We start from the raw sequence: 15,652 nt of genomic DNA, 5'->3' as shown, positions 1-15,652 counted from the left end.
GGCGGGAACGTTACCTCCGCCCCGCCGCCCGCGGGCTCAGCACTTACCTTGAGCGCGGGCGATCAGAATGACCGCGGCAACCCCAGCAGGTGCTCCGCCACGTAGCTGTAGATGAGGTTGGTCGAGATCGGCGCCACCTGGTACAGGCGGGTCTCGCGGAACTTGCGTTCGACGTCGTATTCGTGGGCGAAGCCGAAGCCGCCGTGCGTCTGCAGGCAGACGTTGGCCGCTTCCCACGACGCCTTGGCCGCCAGGTACTTGGCCATGTTGGCTTCCGCGCCGCAGGGCTGCCCCGCATCGAACATTGCGCAGGCCTTGAAGCGCATCAGGTTGGCCGCTTCGGTCTCGATGTACGCGTCGGCGATGGGGAACTGCACGCCCTGGTTCCGGCCGATGGGCCGGCCGAACACGACGCGCTCGCCGGCGTAGCGGCGCGCCTTGTCGATGAACCAGTACGCGTCGCCCATGCATTCGGCCGCGATCAGCGTGCGCTCGGCGTTCAGGCCGTCCAGGATGTAGCGGAAGCCCTGCCCTTCCTCGCCGATGAGGTTCTCCGCTGGCACCTCGAGGTGGTCGAAGAACACCTCGTTCGTCTCGTGGTTCACCATGTTCGGGATGGGTCGCACGGTCATGCCGTTGGCCAGCGCTTGGTGCAGGTCCACGATGAAGACGGACATGCCTTCGCTCTTGCGCTTCACCTCCGCCAGCGGCGTGGTGCGCGCCAGCAGGATCATCAGGTCCGAATGCTGGATGCGCGAGATCCACACCTTCTGCCCGTTGACCACGTAGCGGTCGCCCTTCTTCACCGCGGTGGTCTTCAGCTGCGTGGTGTCGGTGCCGGTGGTGGGCTCGGTCACAGCCATCGACTGCAGCCGCAGCTTCCCGCCGGCGATGCCGGGCAGGTACTTCCGCTTCTGTTCCTTCGAGCCGTGCCGCAGCAGCGTGCCCATGTTGTACATCTGGCCATGGCAGCTGCCCGCGTTGCCGCCCGAGAGGTTGATCTCCTCCATCACCACCGAAGCCTCGGCCAGGCCCAGGCCCGAGCCGCCGTACTCTTGCGGGATCAGCGCGGCCAGCCAGCCGGCCTGCGTCAGTGCGCCGACGAAAGCTTCGGGGTAGCCACGCGCCTCGTCCACCTGCTGCCAGTAGGCCGAGTCGAAGCGGCGGCACAGCGCCCGCACGGCCTCGCGCAATTCCTGGTGCGCGTCGGGCGTGGGGATCTCTTTCATCGCGCCGCGTCCATTTCCTTGAACACTTCCTTCGCGACGCGGAAGCTGTCCAGCGCCGCCGGCACGCCGCAGTAGATGGCGGCCTGCAGGAACACTTCCTTGATCTCGTCCTTCGTCAGGCCGTTGTTCAGGGCGCCGCGCACGTGCAGCTTCAGCTCGTGCGGGCGGTTCAGCGCGGTGATCATCGCCAGGTTCAGGAAGCTGCGCGTGCGGCGGTCCAGGCCGGGACGGTTCCAGACGTCGCCCCAGCAGTACTGCGTCACCAGCTCCTGCATCTCGCGCGTGAAGCCGTCGGCCTCGCGGAGGGACTTGTCCACGTACTCGGCCCCCAGCACCTCGCGGCGCACCTTCAGGCCCTTGTCGAACAGCTGCTGGTCCATGGCTTGGTCTCCTGCGTCGGATGAAGCCCCGCATGATGCCGCAGCGGGCCTTTCGCGAGCGGCCCTACACTCGCGCCCGATGAAGGATGAGGACGTCGAACCGTTTTTCGCCACGCTGAAGGCGGCCAACCCCAGCCCGGAGACCGAGCTGGAATTCACCAGCGTCTTCGAGCTGCTGGCCGCGGTGCTGCTGTCGGCGCAGGCCACCGACGCGGGCGTGAACAAGGCCACGCGCCGGCTGTTCCCCATCGCGGGCACGCCGCAGGCCATCCTGGACCTGGGACTGGAGCAGCTCGAGGGCTACATCAAGACCATCGGCCTGTACCGCACCAAGGCGCGCAACCTGATGGAGACCTGCCGCATCCTGGTGGACAAGCACGGCGGCCAGGTGCCCCGCACGCGCGAGGAGCTGGAGGCGCTGCCCGGCGTCGGCCGCAAGACCGCCAACGTGGTGCTGAACGTCGCCTTCGGCGAAGCCACCATGGCCGTGGACACGCACATCTTCCGCGTGAGCAACCGCACCGGCCTCGCCCCCGGCAAGGACCCGTTCCAGGTCGAGATGAAGCTGCTGGAGCGGGTGCCGCCCGCGTACCTGCAGGACGCGCACCACTGGCTGATCCTGCACGGGCGTTACATCTGTATCGCGCGGCTGCCCCAGTGCTGGCGCTGCGCCGTGCGCGCGTATTGCGACTATGAACCGAAGACGCCTGCGCCCCGCATTGGCACCTGAGTAGTACCGCCTGCCTCTTCGGTGGTAATGTCCGCCCCCATGTCGAAGACCGGTACCTTCTACGACGTGCTGCAGCTGCGCCCCGGCGCCGCTGCCGACGACGTGCGCAAGGCCTACCGCCGCCTCGCCCGCGAGAACCATCCCGATGCCGGCGCGTCCGACTCCGAAGCCATGGCGCTGATCAACCAGGCTTACGAAACGCTCTCCTCACCCGAGAAGCGCGCCGACTACGACCGCGAACTCACCCGTCCCGCCGGCCCCGGCCGCCGGCCCGGCCGCGTGGAACTGCCCGGCGACCGCCTGAAGCGCCGCGCCTTGTGGGCCGGCGTGGCCGTGGCCGTGCTGGCCGCGGCTGGCGGCGCCGCCTACGCGATGTGGCTCGACGAGCCCGAACCCCAAGCGCCCCCCACGGTGAAGACGGCGAAACCGGCCTCCCCGGCGGAGCCCGGCCTTCGCCTGACGCCCTCGCACCAGCTGGCCAGCTGGCCCGCCGCGAAGGGCGCGCCTCGCCAGCCCTAGGCACGCCGGCGTTGCGGCCTGCTACATTGGCCGGATGGAAGATGCCGACCTGCAGAAGATGCTCGCCGAGATGGCGCAGAACCTCGAAGCCCTGAAGGAGAACCAGTTCGCGCTGGTGGCCCAGGTGCAGGTGCTGCAGGCCGCGCTGGCCAGCGCGCTGATGCACCACCCCGACCGCAAGGCCGTCCTCGGGGCCTTCGAGCGGTACATGCAGGTGGCCAAGGACTCGGCCCCCAACCTCGCGCAGCGCATGCAGGGCCTGGAAGCCGGCATGCTGTCCTTGCTGGGCAAGCACCAGGCATGAGCCCGGCGATGCCGTGGCTGCTGCTGTGCATCGGCGCGTGCGCCGGCGCCGTCGCCCGCTGGCGTCTTTCCCTCTGGCTGAACACCGGCACGCACTGGCTGCCCGTCGGCACGCTGGTGTGCAACCTGGCGGGCGGCTGGATGATCGGCTTCCTGGTCGCCATGTTCCAGGCCATGCCGCAGATCGACCCGGTGTGGCGGCTGGCGCTGATCACCGGCTTCCTCGGCGCGCTGACCACGTTCTCCACCTTCTCGATGGAGACGGTGCAGCTGCTGCAATCCGACCGGCTGGGCCAGGCGCTCGCGCTCACGGCGCTGCACCTGGCGGGCTCGCTGCTGCTGACGTGGGTGGGGCTGCGCTGCGGCGAATTCGCGATGGCGGCACGTTAGCCGCATTGGCATCCACGCAACACCCGCCCCGTTTCGAACGCGCGTTCGCTTGCCATCCGGCAGGCGCGTTCTCCACAATCCGCCCTTCGCCCGGTGGAGCGCATTGCAACGAATGACCTTGCAATGCCAACACCCGCCGGCGTGAACACCGCCATGTCCTACTTCGCACTGACCTAACCGCTCCATCTGCCGCCCCGGCTGGATGTGCGCGCACATGCCCAGCCCGCGGCCCGCAAGCCCCGGCCAGGCCTTGTTCCAGCCGGGGTTTGTCGTTTCCGGAGCGCACATGAGTGCCAAGCAAGCTTCGCGCGATTTCGCGCAAGGCCGGCCGCGCAAGCTGCAGAGGATCAAGCAGCCGATCGCGCTGGCCATCGTCCAGTCCATCCCGCCTCGCAACCACGTTGCGAGGGCCCACGCCCTGCGCGCCGCCTCGTCGGCGGCGGGCGCGCACATCCGCAGCCGCGGCGCGCAAAGGCGCGCCGACAAGGTGGCGCTCGCGCGGGCGGTGAGGCAGTTGGACTGGTGATGAACAGGAACAGGACCGAAGAAAAATGGAACCGCAACAAGAACAACTGAAGGACCGCATCGCGCGCCGCAGCGCGCACCTGCGGCAGGTGGCCTGCGAGCTGAAGCAGGAGCTGTACGGCATCGACGCGGCGATCGATCGCGTGATCGAGTCCGTGCGCGCGTGGTACGTGCTGCCCGAGATCGTGCAGCGGCCGGTGATCGTCTGCCTGTGGGGCCTCACCGGCACCGGCAAGACGCAGCTGGTGCGGCAACTCACGCGCAAGCTGGGCTTCTACGACCGCTTCGTGGAAGTGCAGATGGACGGCTTCTCGCACGGCTCGGGCTACTGGTCCAACAGCATCTCGTCGATGCTGGCGGACTCGGGCATCCGCGAGGGCGAGCGCGGCGTGGTGCTGCTGGACGAATTCCAGCGCTTCCGCACGCTCGACGAGAAAGGCACCGACCAGCCGGTGCGCCGCTACCAGGACGTGTGGGCGCTGCTGTCGGACGGCCGGCTGCCGCCGCCGCTGTCGTTCCTGCAGGACCTGGAAGCCGCGCTCGCCAGCGCCGAGTACGACGAGGACGAGCGCCAGGCCGACGCCGCCGAAAGCAAGGACGGCGAGAAGCCGCGCGTGCGCCGCTATCGCCTCAGCCCGTGGGAAGCCCGCGAGCTGAAGCAGAGCCTGAAGCTGGCCGAGTCGCTGACGGACATCATGGCGTGGACGCCTTCGCAGGTGCGCGAACGCATGGAGGCTTTCCGCGCGTCGGCCGAGCGCTGGGACACCGACTACAGCCGGCTGCTGATCTTCGTCGCGGGCAACCTGGACGAGATGTACCAGGGCGTGGCCAAGCGCGTGGAAGACTGCGACACCGACGCCGAGATCTTCCACCGCTACACGCGGCGCCTTTCCGTCATCGACGCGAAGAAGGCGCTGGCGCTGCGCTTCAAGCCCGAACAGGTGGCGCGGCTGGGCAACACGCACATCGTGTACGCGAGCCTGGACCGCGCCGCCTACGAACGACTGATCGCGCAGCAGTGCCAACGCTACGCGCTGGAGACCGGCCAGGCCTCGGGCCTGGTGATCGAGGTGGACGCCGGCGTGCAGCACCAGCTGTACGCGAACGGCGTGTTCCCGGCGCAGGGCACGCGGCCGCTGTTCTCCACCATCCAGTCGCTGCTGGGCGGCGCGCTGGCGGGCATCGCCTTGTGGGCACTCGAACAGGGCGCGGAGCCGGGCGACGCGGTGCAGGTGTCGATGTCCGAGGACGCGCAGCACCTGTGCGCCCGCTGGCGCACGCAACGGCAGCTGTTCCCGGCATCGCTGGAGCTCAGCCGGCTGAAGCAGCGCACGCACCCGGACTTCCGCGCGCTGCTGGCGGCGCACGAGGCCGGCCACGCGCTGCTGTACGGCCTGCTGCTCGGCCACGTGCCGCTGGAGGTGAAGATCAACGTGGCTTCGTTCGACGGCGGCTACAACAGCTACCTGCCGTTGCGGACCGAATCGCGCCGCACGGTGCTGGACACGATCTGCGTCAGCCTGGGCGGCCGCGCGGCGGAGACGCTGGTGTTCGGTCCCGACGCCTGCACGACGGGCGCGCGGCAGGACCTGCGTTCGGCCACGCGGGAAGCCGCGGAGTTCGTGCGCGTCCACGGCTTCGCGGGCCGGCTGGCGCACACCGACGTGGGCGTGGACCCGGATTGCGACTTCGCGACCGACGTCGACGCGACCAACGCCGCGGTCGAACGCATCCTGGCCAGCCAGATGACGCGGGCCCAGCAGCTGCTGCGGGCGAACGCGGGCCTGCTGGCGCGCATCGCGCAGGCGCTGGTGCGCGACGGCGAGGTGTCGCGTGCCGAACTGGCGCAGTGGATGGGACTGGCGACAGGCGAGGACCCGCTGGTGACGGAGCCCTATGCCGCGCGGCTGCAGCGGTTCACGCAGCTGCAACTGCGGACGGATGGGGAACAGGCGTCGGAAGACAACCTGGGCTCGCCCGAGGCTGAAACGCAGCCGGCCGTCATGGCCTGATGGTCGCGGGGCTAGCGGGCGCGCCGTTTCGCGGGCGCGCCCGCGGGCCGCTTCAATGCCACCCGCTGCGACCGCAGGTTCCCACCATCGATGTACTGGTCCAGCACCTCCAGGTCCGCCTTGCGGACACCCGCGGCCTGGAAGTGCGCACGCCAGCCGTCCACCACCGCAGCCACTTCAGCCGCGATGGCCAGCGCCACGTCCTTCTTCAGGCCGTAGGCGCCCGCGTTGCTGACCGCGTTGTCGATGCTCGACTCCGCGCCGCGGTCGCCGACGTGCATCGCCTGCACGCCCAGCCCCTGCGCGGACGGCACGATGTCGAACGCGGGCGACAACTCGTACAGGCCGTCGGCGCGGCGCAGCAGCGCGTGGTTCTTCTCGTGGTCGTCGGTGTTGTCGACCAGGATGTTGAAGACCAGCCGCCGGAACAGCTGCTGCTGCTGGGCGGCGATGGCATCGGCCGGCGCCATGCGGCGCAACAGTTGCGCCAGCTGCGGGTAGCCGAGCGTTTCGCCGGCCGCGCGCAGCACCACGTGGGCCGACAGCGCGTGCAGGCGCGATCCGCCCGCGCGGTCCCATCTGCGGACGGCGACGGCGTGCCGCCGGCCCACCGGCAACGCGCGCGTCTGCGCCACGTGGATGCCGCAACGCGCCGCCAGCGTCATCGCCGCGTGCTCCACCAGCTCGGTGTCCATGTCCTCGCCTTCGGAGAACTTCACCAGCCAGGGTTCGCCATCGATCATCAGCAGCGACTTGGGCCGTGCGCCGCCCATCGACACGCCGGGGCGCAGCAGGCGCTGCTGCGGCTGCGGCACCGGTTCGTTCGCGAGCACCTTGCGCACCACCTCTGCCATCTCGGCCAGGTTGCGCAGGCCGGGGACGGGTGACGATCCCCATGGCTGGTAGTCGTCGCCCGCCAGGCTGACGCCCAGGGCGCCGTAGCGATCGGCGCCGGCAAAGTAGAGAAACTCCAGGATCGACAACCGCGGCGTCTTCTCGAACTTGCGGATGACCCGCTCGCCCCAGCGGTCGGGGCGCGCATCGTCCACCGCGCCGGCCGCCTCGTCCTTGGCGGGCGGCAGGAACAGCTCGTCGCGCAAGGGCAGGTCCGTGCTGAGAGCGAAGCCCTGTTCCAGCCACCCGGGCGCATAGCGCAGGCCGACGGCGCGAGCGCCGGCGACGAGGTGCAGTTCACCGACCAGGCGCGGTTGCGCCGGCTGCGCGAGCCACCACAGGAACATGCTGTCCTGCGGCCGGTACGCGTCGCGCCCCGCCGTGCTCATGGCGAGGGCCTCGGCCGGTGGCGGCGCGCGGCGTTCTGCACGTCGGCTTCGAGCGCGGCCAGGTCTTCCTTCGGGTCCGCCAGCGCGGCCAGTGCGGCATGGCGCTGGATCATCCACAGCGCCGTGGCGTAGACGCCCATCGACACCGAGGGATCGCCCTTCTCCATGCGGATGAGCGTGTGCACCGACACCTGCAGCCGCGCCGCCCAGGCCTTCTGCGATTCCTTGCGCCGCTTGCGCGCCGTGGCCAGGTCGCCGCCCAGCCTGGCCAGCGCGGAAGCGACGGCGTCCGGCAATGCATCGATGGCGGCGGAGACTTGAGGCATTAGCGTATTTTGCACTGTTTCTGCAAAAACAGTGCAAAATACGCTAATAGCAGCTCACCTCAAGGCTTGGCGGCGGCCTCCGCCTGCAGCCCCTGCCAGCCGCCGCCCAGCGACTGGATCAGCGCCACCGCCGCCGCCTGGCGGTCGGACTGCAGTTGCACCAGCGCGCGGCGGGCGGTCTGCGCCGTCACCTGCGCGGTGATCACGTCGGTGAAACTCACCTGCCCCGCCTGGTAGCGGTTCAGCACCTGCTGCTCCACCAGGTCGGCGTCGCGGCTCGCTTCCTCGCGCAGCGCCACCTGCTGCTGCAGCACGCGCACGCCGGTGAGCTGGTCCTCCACGTCCTGGAAGGCGGCCAGCACGGCCTGGCGGTAGCGGGCGGCGGCGGCGTCCAGCCCGGCGCGCGCGCCTTCCACCTGCGCCGCCGTCGCGCCGGCGTCGAAGATCGTCTGCGCCAGCGACGCGCCGAGCGCCCACACCAGCGCGGAGCTGCTGAACAGGTCGCTGATGCTGGCCGCGCCCGCGCCCACCGACCCGGTGAGCCGCAGGCTGGGGAACCAGCCGGTCATCGCGATGCCGATCTGCTCGTTGGCCTGCGCCACGCGGCGCTCGGCCCCGGCGATGTCGGGCCGGCGCTGCAGCAGCGTGGACGGCACGGCCACCGGCACGTCGGGCACGACGGCGCGCCACTGCGGGTCGGGCGCGATGGAGAAGTTGGCGGGCGCCTGGCCGACCAGCACCGCGATGGCGTGTTCGAGCTGCGCGCGCTGGCGGTCCAGCGTGAGCAGGTCGGCGCGCGTGCTGGCCAGCTGCGTCTGCGCCTGCAGCACGTCGGTGCGCGCGGCGATGCCCGCCTGGTAGCGGTTGTTGGTGATCTGCAGCGTGCGCTCGTAGCCGGCCAGCGTCTGCGCCTGCAGCGCGCGCTGCACGTCCAGCCCACGCAGGTTGCAGTAGTTGGCGGCGAGTTCACCCTGCGCCGCCAGACGGGCTGCCGCCAGGTCGGCCAGGCTGGCCTGTTCGCTGGCGCGCGCGCCCTCCACCGTGCGGGAAAGGCGGCCCCAGACGTCGGGCTCCCAGCTGGCGCCGATGTCGAACTGGTAGCTGGTGCGCGCGCTGCCGCTGCCGGTGACGATCGCCCCGGAAGTCGTCGTGGTGGGGGAACCGCCGCGGCTGCCGCTGCGGTTGCCGCTGGCGTCGAGGCTGACGGTGGGGAACAGCGAAGCGCGCTGCTGCGCGACCAGGGCACGTGCCTGGCGGTAGGCCGCCACCGAAGCCGCGACGGTCTGGTTGCTGACCTCCACCTTGGCCGCCAGGTCGTTGAGCACCGGGTCGTTGAACAGCTGCCACCACGCGCCGCGCTCCAGCGCGTCGGCCGGCGCGGCACGCACCCACTCGCCCTGCCCTTCCTTGAAGGCGGCGGGCGTGTCGATGGCGGGCGCCGCGGTGTAGCGCGGGCCGACGGCGCAGGCGGAGAGGGCGAGCGAAAGGGCGAGGCAGAGCGTCTTCTTGTACATGGCTTGTGTTGGCAGGAGCCCCCTCATACCGGCTCCAGTTCATGCGACCGCGCCAGCAGCTTCTCGTTGGGGCTGCGATGCCGCAGCTTGTCCAGCAGCAGGTACACCACCGGCGTGGTCAGCAGCGTGATCAGCTGGCTGGCGATCAGGCCGCCGACGATGGCGATGCCCAAGGGCCGGCGCAGTTCCGCGCCTTCGCCGAAGCCGATGGCCAGCGGCAGCGCGCCCAGGGCGGCGGCCAGCGTCGTCATGAGGATCGGACGGAAGCGCAGCAGGCAGGCTTCGCGCACCGCCGCCACCGGCGACAGGCCGCGCGAGCGCTCCGCGTCCAGCGCGAAGTCGATGATCATGATGGCGTTCTTCTTCACGATGCCGATCAGCAGGAACAGCCCGATCAGCGCCATGATCGACAGTTCCAGCTTGAACAGCATCAGCGCCAGCACGGCGCCCACGCCGGCCGACGGCAGCGTGGACAGCACCGTCACCGGGTGCACCAGGCTTTCGTACAGGATGCCCAGCACGATGTAGATGACGATGATGGCCGCCGCGATCAGCAGCGGCTGCTGGCCCTGCGATTCCTGCGCCGCGCGCGCGGTGCCCTGGAAGCTGCCGCGCACGTTGTTCGGCATGGCGATCTCGGCTTCGGCCTGCCGCACCGCGGCCTGCGCCTGCGACAGCGTCGCGCCATCGGCCAGGTTGTAGGAGATGGTGGTGGCCAGCTCCGCGTCCTGGTGGTTCACCGAAGCGGCGGTGGGCCTCTCCACCACCCGGGCGATCGCGGACAACGGCACCATGGACCGCGCGCTGGCACTGAGCGCGGCGCCGGTGGACTGGTCGCGCAGCGCCGGATTGACGGGGCTGCTGGTCGTGTTGGTGGTGGGGGTGGACGAAGTCACCGAGGTCGCCGCGGCGTTCGACGGCACGTAGATGTCGCGCAGCGCCAGCGGGCTGAGCGTGTAGCGCTGCGCCACGCCCAGGATCACGCGGTACTGGTTCAGCTCGCCGTAGATGGTGGCGACCTGCCGCTGGCCGAAGGCGTTGTACAGCGCGTTGTCGATGTCGCGCGAGCTGATGCCCAGGCGCGCGGCGCTGTCCTTGTCCACGTCGACGTACATCTCGACGCCGTTCTCCTGCTGGTCGGTGTCCACGTCCACCAGTTCGGGCTGGTGCTTCATGGATTCGGCCAGGCGATTGGCCCACTTCTTCAGGTCGTCGTTGTTGTCGCTCTTGAGCGTGTACTGGTAGGTGGAGTTGCTCTGCCGCCCGCCCATGCGCAGGTCCTGCACCGGGTTGAGGAACAGCTGGATGCCCGACACCCTGGCCAGCTGCGGCCGCAGCCGCGAGATGACGGCCTGCGCCCTTTCGCCCGGCGCGCGCTGCGATGCCGGCTTCAGCGTGATCTGCAGGAAGCCGCCGCCCGCGCGGCTGCCGCCGGTGAAGCCCACCACCGTGTCCACCGCGGGGTCGGCGCGGATGATGTCCACCAGGTTGCGCAGTTTCTCCTGCATGGCCTGGAACGAGATGCTCTGGTCGGCCCGCAGGCCGCCGCCGATGGCGCCCGTGTCCTGCTGCGGGAAGAAGCCCTTGGGGATCTTCACGAACAGCAGCACGTTCATCGCCACCACGACGATGAGGATGCCCAGCACCAGCCAGCGCGCCTGCAGCGCCCAGTCCAGGCTCAGCGCATAGGTGCGGTGCAGAAAATCGAAACCCTTCTCGGACCACCGCGCCAGCCGCCCCGGTTGCCTGTGCCGCTGCGAATCGGGCCGCAACAGCCACGCGCACATCATCGGCGTGGTGGTCAGCGAGATCAGCAGCGAGATCAGCACCGCCGCCGACAGCGTGACCGCGAACTCGCGGAAGAGGCGCCCCACCTGCCCGCCCATGAACAGCAGCGGGATGAACACGGCCACCAGCGAGATGCTGATGGACAGCACGGTGAAGCCGACTTCGCGCGCGCCCAGCAGCGCGGCCTGGAAGCGGTTCATGCCCTTTTCCAGGTGGCGCGAGATGTTCTCCAGCACCACGATGGCGTCGTCCACCACGAAGCCGGTGGCCACCGTCAGCGCCATCAGGCTCAGGTTGTTGAGCGAGAAGCCCAGCAGCAGCATCACGCCGAAAGTGCCCAGCAGCGAGACGATGGTGGCCACCGCGGGGATGAAGGTGGCGCGCGCGCTGCGCAGGAACACGCTGACCACGAGGACCACCAGGGCGATGGCGATGGCCAGCGTCAGCTCCACCTCGCGCAGCGCGGCGCGGATGGACGTGGTGCGGTCCGACGCCACCTGCATGCGGATGTCGCCCGGCAGCGCCGCCTCCAGTTCCGGCAGCAGCGCGCGCACGCCGTCGACGGTCTGGATGACGTTGGCACCCGGCTGCAGCGTGATGAGCACCACGACCGCGGGCTCGCCGTTGAACAGGCCTAGCGTGTTGATGTTCTCCACACTGTCGCTGACCTCGGCCACGTCGCCCAGGCGGACGGCCGCGTCGTTGCGCCAGGCGATGATCATGCCGCGGTAGTCGTTGGCGGAGAGCCGGTTGCCGCCGATGGCCAGCAGGCCCTTGGAATCGGGGCCGCTGGCGCCGGTGCTGGTGTATATCTGCAGCCGGCGGCCGGCGGAATCGGTGACGTCGCCCTTGGGACGGTTGGCGCTGCCGGCCTGCAGCGCGGCGCGCACGTCCTCGGTGGAGATGCCGTACTTGTTCAGCGCGAAAGGCAGCAGGTCCACGCGCACCGCGGGCTGCGAGCCGCCGCCGAGTTCCACGTCGCCCACGCCGGGCACCTGCGCCACCTTCTGCTGCACGACGTTGGACACCGCGTCGTAGACCTGGCCCGGCGAGCGCTTCTGCGAAGTCAGAGCCAGGATCAGCACCGGCGCGGCCGACGGGTTGGCCTTGCGGTAGGTCGGGTTGCTGCGCAGCGTCGAAGGCAGGTCGGCGCGCGAGGCGTTGATGGCCGCCTGCACTTCGCGCGCGGCCGAGTCGATGCTGCGGTTCAGGTCGAACTGCAGGCTGATGCGGGTGGAACCGACGCCGCTGCTGGAAGTGACCTCGTTGACGCCCGCGATGGTGGACAGCCGCCTTTCCAGCGGCTGCGCCACGCTGGTGGCCATGGTCTCCGGGCTGGCGCCCGCCAGGGTGGCGCTGACGCTGATGACGGGGTAGTCCACCTGCGGCAGCGAAGCCACCGGCAGGTTGAAGAACGCCGCGATGCCGGCCAACGCGATCCAGATGGTCAGCAGCACCGTGCCGACCGGTCGGCGGACGAATGGCGCCGAGAGGTTCAAGCCTCGCCCTCCTCGCGCGCCTGCGGCAACGGGCGCAGTTCGCCGCCGCCCGCGTGGCCGCGGCGCCGGCGCCAGCGGTCGCTCAGATGCTCGAACCCGAGGTAGATCACCGGCGTGGTGAACAGCGTCAGCAGCTGGCTGACCACCAGTCCGCCGAAGATCGACAGGCCCAGGGGCCGGCGCAGCTCGGCGCCCTCACCCCAGCCGAACATCAGCGGCACGGCGGCGAACAGCGCGGCCAGCGTCGTCATCAGGATGGGGCGGAAGCGCAGCAGCGCGGCCTGGTGGATGGCTTCGCGCGGCGGCTTGCCTTCGTGGCGCTGCGCCTCGATGGCGAAGTCGATCATCATGATCGCGTTCTTCTTCACGATGCCGATCAGCAGGATGATGCCGATGATGCCGATCACGCCCAGGTCGTGCCCGGCCATCATCAGCGCCAGCAACGCGCCCACGCCCGCCGACGGCAGCGTGGACAGGATCGTCAGCGGGTGGATGTAGCTCTCGTACAGCACGCCCAGCACGATGTACACGCACACCACGGCGGCCAGGATCAGCCACAGCTGGTTGGTCAGCGAAGCTTCGTAGGCGCCCGAAGCGCCGAGGAAGGTCATGCTCAGCGTCGCGGGCAGGCCCATCTCCTTGGCCGTGGCGCGGATGGCGTCCACCGACTTGCCCAGCGCCACGCCGGGCGCCGTGTCGAAGCCGATGGTGGCGGCCGGGTACTGCGCCACGTGCGTGATCTGCAGCGGCGCGCGCTTCTCGCTGATGCGCGCCACCGCCGTCAGCGGCGTGGGATCGCCCGTCCCGGTTTTCAGCTGGATGCCCGCCAGCGTGTCGGGCGTGGGCGCGGCGTCGCTGCGCGCTTCCAGGATCACCCGGTACTGGTTGGTCTGCGTGAAGATGGTCGAGACGATGCGCTGGCCGAAGGCGCTGTACAGCGCGTCGTCGATGCTGGACGCCGTGATGTTCAGGCGCGAAGCCGTGTCGCGGTCGATGTCCACGTACACGGCCGCGCCGGCGGCGCCCGCATCAGTGACGGCGTTGCGCACCTGCGGCACGGTCTGCAGACGCTGCGCCAGCTTCACCGCCCAGTCGTTGACCGTGGCGGTGTCCGAGCCTTCCAGCGAGAAGCGGTACTGCGTGGGGCCCGACTCGGCGTCGATGGTCAGGTCCTGCACCGGCTGCAGGTACAGCTGGGCGCCGGCCACGGTTTGCGCGCGGCGGCGCAGCGCGTCCATCACGTCCGTCAGCGAGCCGCGCTGGCCTTTCAGGTTGATCAGCAGCCGCCCGGTGTGCAGCATGGTGTTGTTGGCCGCGTCCACGCCGACGAAGCTGGCGATGCTTTCCACCGCCGGGTCTTCCATCAGCCGGCGCACCACGTCCTGCTGCAGTGCTGCCATCGCCGGATAGGACACGGAGTCCTGCGTTTCCACCCGCGCCTGCAACTGGCCGGTGTCCTGCGTCGGGAACAGGCCCTTGGGGATGAAGACGTACAGCAGCACCGTCAGCACGAAGGTGCCCAGCGCCACCAGCAGCGTGAAGCGCTGGCGCTCCAGCACCCAGGTGAGGCCGCGGTCGTACTGGTGGATGACCTTGTCGAACTGGCGCTGCAGCCGCGCGCCCCAGCTGTCGCCCGCGGATTCGCCGCCCGGGTGCGACCGCAGCCAGCGCGCCGACATCATCGGCACCAGCGTCAGCGACACGACGGCCGAGATCAGGATGGTGATGGCCAGCGTGACCGCGAACTCGCGGAACAGGCGTCCCACCACGTCGCCCATGAACAGCAGCGGGATCAGCACCGCGATGAGCGACACCGTCAGCGAGATGATGGTGAAGCCAATCTCGGTGGCGCCTTCGATGGCCGCCTGCATCGGCTTCTTGCCCATCTCCAGGTGGCGCTGCACGTTCTCGATCATCACGATGGCGTCGTCCACCACGAAGCCGGTGGCGATGGTCAGCGCCATCAGCGAGAGGTTGTTCAGGCTGTAGCCCAGCAGGTACATCGCGCCGCAGGTGCCCACCAGCGAGATCGGCACCGCCAGGCTGGCGATGACGGTGGCGCGCGGGCTGTGCAGGAAGGCGAAGATCACCAGTACCACCAGCAGCACGGCCAGCACCAGTTCCATCTGCACGTGGTGCACGGACGCGCGGATGCCGGTGGTGCGGTCGGACAGCACTTCCACCTTCAGCGAGGCGGGCAGGCCCGAGGTGAGCTCGGGCAGGCGCCTCTGGATCTCGTCGACGGTGGCGATGACGTTGGCGCCGGGCTGGCGCTGCACGTTGACGATGACCGCCGGGCGCAGCTGGCCGCTGGCGGCGGACCACGCGCCCAGCTTCACGTTCTCGGCGCTTTCCACCACCGAAGCCACCTGGTTCAGGCGCACCGGCGCGTTGTTGCGGAACGAGACCACGAGGTTGCCGTACTCCTTGGCCGTCATCAGCGCGTCGTTGGAGTTGATGGTCCACGAGCGCGTCGGGCCGTCGATGCTGCCCTTGGCCGCGTTGGCGTTGGCGGCGCTGATGGCGGTGCGCACGTTGTCCAGCGACAGGCCGAAAGAAGCCAGCGCGCGCGTGTCCACCTGCACGCGCACCGCGGGCCGCTGGCCGCCCGCCAGCGTGACCAGGCCGACGCCGGGCACCTGGCTGATCTTCAGCGCCAGGCGCGTGTTCACCAGGTTCTGCACGTCGGGCAGCGGCATCTGGTCGGACGTGATCGCCATGGTCAGCACCGGCGCGTCGGCCGGGTTGACCTTGGCGTACACCGGAGGCGCCGGCAGGTCGGCGGGCAACAGCGAAGCGCCCGCGTTGATGGCGGCCTGCACCTGCTGCTCGGCGACGTCCAGCGCCAGGCCCAGCGTGAACTGCAGCGTGACGATGGACACGCCGGCGGCGCTGGTGGAGCTCATGCGCGACAGGCCCGGCATCTGGCCGAACTGCCGCTCCAGCGGCGCGGTGACGGTCTGCGCCATCACTTCCGGGCTGCCGCCCGGGTACAGCGTCTGCACCTGGATGGTGGGGTAGTCCACCTGCGGCAGCGCGGACAGCGGCAGCAGCCTCAGCCCCACCAGGCCGGCCAGCACGATGGCCAGCATCAGCAGCGAGGTGGCGACCGGGCGGAGGATGAATGGGCGGGAGGGACTCATCGCCTTGCCCT

13 protein-coding genes are annotated in these 15,652 nt (G+C 69.9%); 6 read left to right on the top strand and 7 right to left on the bottom strand.

Translation table 11 applies throughout. From position 1 onward, the window contains the following. Nucleotides 1-62: 62 nt before the first annotated feature. Both EZ216_RS01775 and pcaC read right to left on the bottom strand, forming a co-directional pair. Entirely contained in the window at nucleotides 63-1,229 is a 1,167-nt protein-coding gene (locus tag EZ216_RS01775; protein WP_135247856.1) for an acyl-CoA dehydrogenase family protein, read from the bottom strand. Next, nucleotides 1,226-1,609, bottom strand: a complete 384-nt coding sequence (gene pcaC, locus EZ216_RS01770) for a 4-carboxymuconolactone decarboxylase (RefSeq protein ID WP_135247855.1) — start codon at nucleotides 1,607-1,609, stop codon at nucleotides 1,226-1,228. Before pcaC ends, EZ216_RS01775 begins: the two co-directional genes overlap by 4 nt. Before the next feature lie 79 nt (nucleotides 1,610-1,688). Between pcaC and nth the strand changes: the two genes are divergently transcribed. The 6 genes from nth (at nucleotide 1,689) to EZ216_RS01740 (ending at nucleotide 6,088) form a co-directional block, all read left to right on the top strand. Continuing rightward, nucleotides 1,689-2,339 carry an endonuclease III gene (nth, locus tag EZ216_RS01765; protein ID WP_135247854.1) on the top strand — a complete coding sequence of 217 codons (651 nt, stop codon included), beginning with the start codon at nucleotides 1,689-1,691 and terminating at the stop codon, nucleotides 2,337-2,339. A 39-nt stretch (nucleotides 2,340-2,378) separates the two neighbouring features. After that, nucleotides 2,379-2,858, top strand: coding sequence for a J domain-containing protein (locus EZ216_RS01760; RefSeq protein WP_167772800.1), 480 nt, complete (start codon nucleotides 2,379-2,381; stop codon nucleotides 2,856-2,858). A gap of 34 nt (nucleotides 2,859-2,892) precedes the next feature. After that, the gene (locus EZ216_RS01755) at nucleotides 2,893-3,162 is read left to right on the top strand and encodes a hypothetical protein (RefSeq protein WP_135247852.1); all 270 of its coding nucleotides are present in this window, start codon (nucleotides 2,893-2,895) and stop codon (nucleotides 3,160-3,162) included. Between the two features lie 8 nt (nucleotides 3,163-3,170). After that, nucleotides 3,171-3,551, top strand: coding sequence for a fluoride efflux transporter CrcB (crcB, locus tag EZ216_RS01750; protein ID WP_239024248.1), 381 nt, complete (start codon nucleotides 3,171-3,173; stop codon nucleotides 3,549-3,551). Nucleotides 3,552-3,837: 286 nt separating this feature from the next. Further along, nucleotides 3,838-4,077, top strand: coding sequence for a hypothetical protein (locus EZ216_RS01745; RefSeq protein ID WP_135247850.1), 240 nt, complete (start codon nucleotides 3,838-3,840; stop codon nucleotides 4,075-4,077). A 25-nt stretch (nucleotides 4,078-4,102) separates the two neighbouring features. Next, complete coding sequence (locus tag EZ216_RS01740; protein ID WP_135247849.1) at nucleotides 4,103-6,088, top strand: AAA family ATPase; 1,986 nt, start codon at nucleotides 4,103-4,105, stop codon at nucleotides 6,086-6,088. Nucleotides 6,089-6,099: 11 nt separating this feature from the next. On the opposite strand, the gene EZ216_RS01735 is transcribed toward EZ216_RS01740, so the two are convergent. Genes EZ216_RS01735 through EZ216_RS01715 form a run of 5 tightly spaced genes read right to left on the bottom strand, consistent with a single transcriptional unit; the run spans nucleotide 6,100 to nucleotide 15,641 of the window. After that, on the bottom strand, nucleotides 6,100-7,371 hold the full coding sequence (locus EZ216_RS01735) for a type II toxin-antitoxin system HipA family toxin (RefSeq protein WP_135247848.1): 1,272 nt from the start codon (nucleotides 7,369-7,371) through the stop codon (nucleotides 6,100-6,102). Then, nucleotides 7,368-7,697: a RodZ family helix-turn-helix domain-containing protein gene (locus EZ216_RS01730; protein WP_135247847.1), complete on the bottom strand. Its 330-nt coding sequence runs from the start codon at nucleotides 7,695-7,697 to the stop codon at nucleotides 7,368-7,370. The genes EZ216_RS01735 and EZ216_RS01730 overlap by 4 nt, the downstream gene beginning before the upstream one ends. 59 nt (nucleotides 7,698-7,756) lie before the next feature. Beyond that, complete coding sequence (locus tag EZ216_RS01725) at nucleotides 7,757-9,211, bottom strand: efflux transporter outer membrane subunit (RefSeq protein ID WP_167772799.1); 1,455 nt, start codon at nucleotides 9,209-9,211, stop codon at nucleotides 7,757-7,759. Between the two features lie 23 nt (nucleotides 9,212-9,234). Continuing rightward, complete coding sequence (locus tag EZ216_RS01720; RefSeq protein WP_135247845.1) at nucleotides 9,235-12,498, bottom strand: efflux RND transporter permease subunit; 3,264 nt, start codon at nucleotides 12,496-12,498, stop codon at nucleotides 9,235-9,237. Next, entirely contained in the window at nucleotides 12,495-15,641 is a 3,147-nt protein-coding gene (locus EZ216_RS01715) for an efflux RND transporter permease subunit (protein ID WP_135247844.1), read from the bottom strand. Before EZ216_RS01715 ends, EZ216_RS01720 begins: the two co-directional genes overlap by 4 nt. Between the last annotated feature and the right edge of the window lie 11 nt (nucleotides 15,642-15,652).

It is taken from the genome of Ramlibacter humi (assembly GCF_004681975.1).
GTDB classification, from domain to species: domain Bacteria; phylum Pseudomonadota; class Gammaproteobacteria; order Burkholderiales; family Burkholderiaceae_C; genus Ramlibacter; species Ramlibacter humi.
Note: the sequence above shows the minus strand (reverse complement) of the source record. Positions and strands in the feature narration are given on the sequence as shown.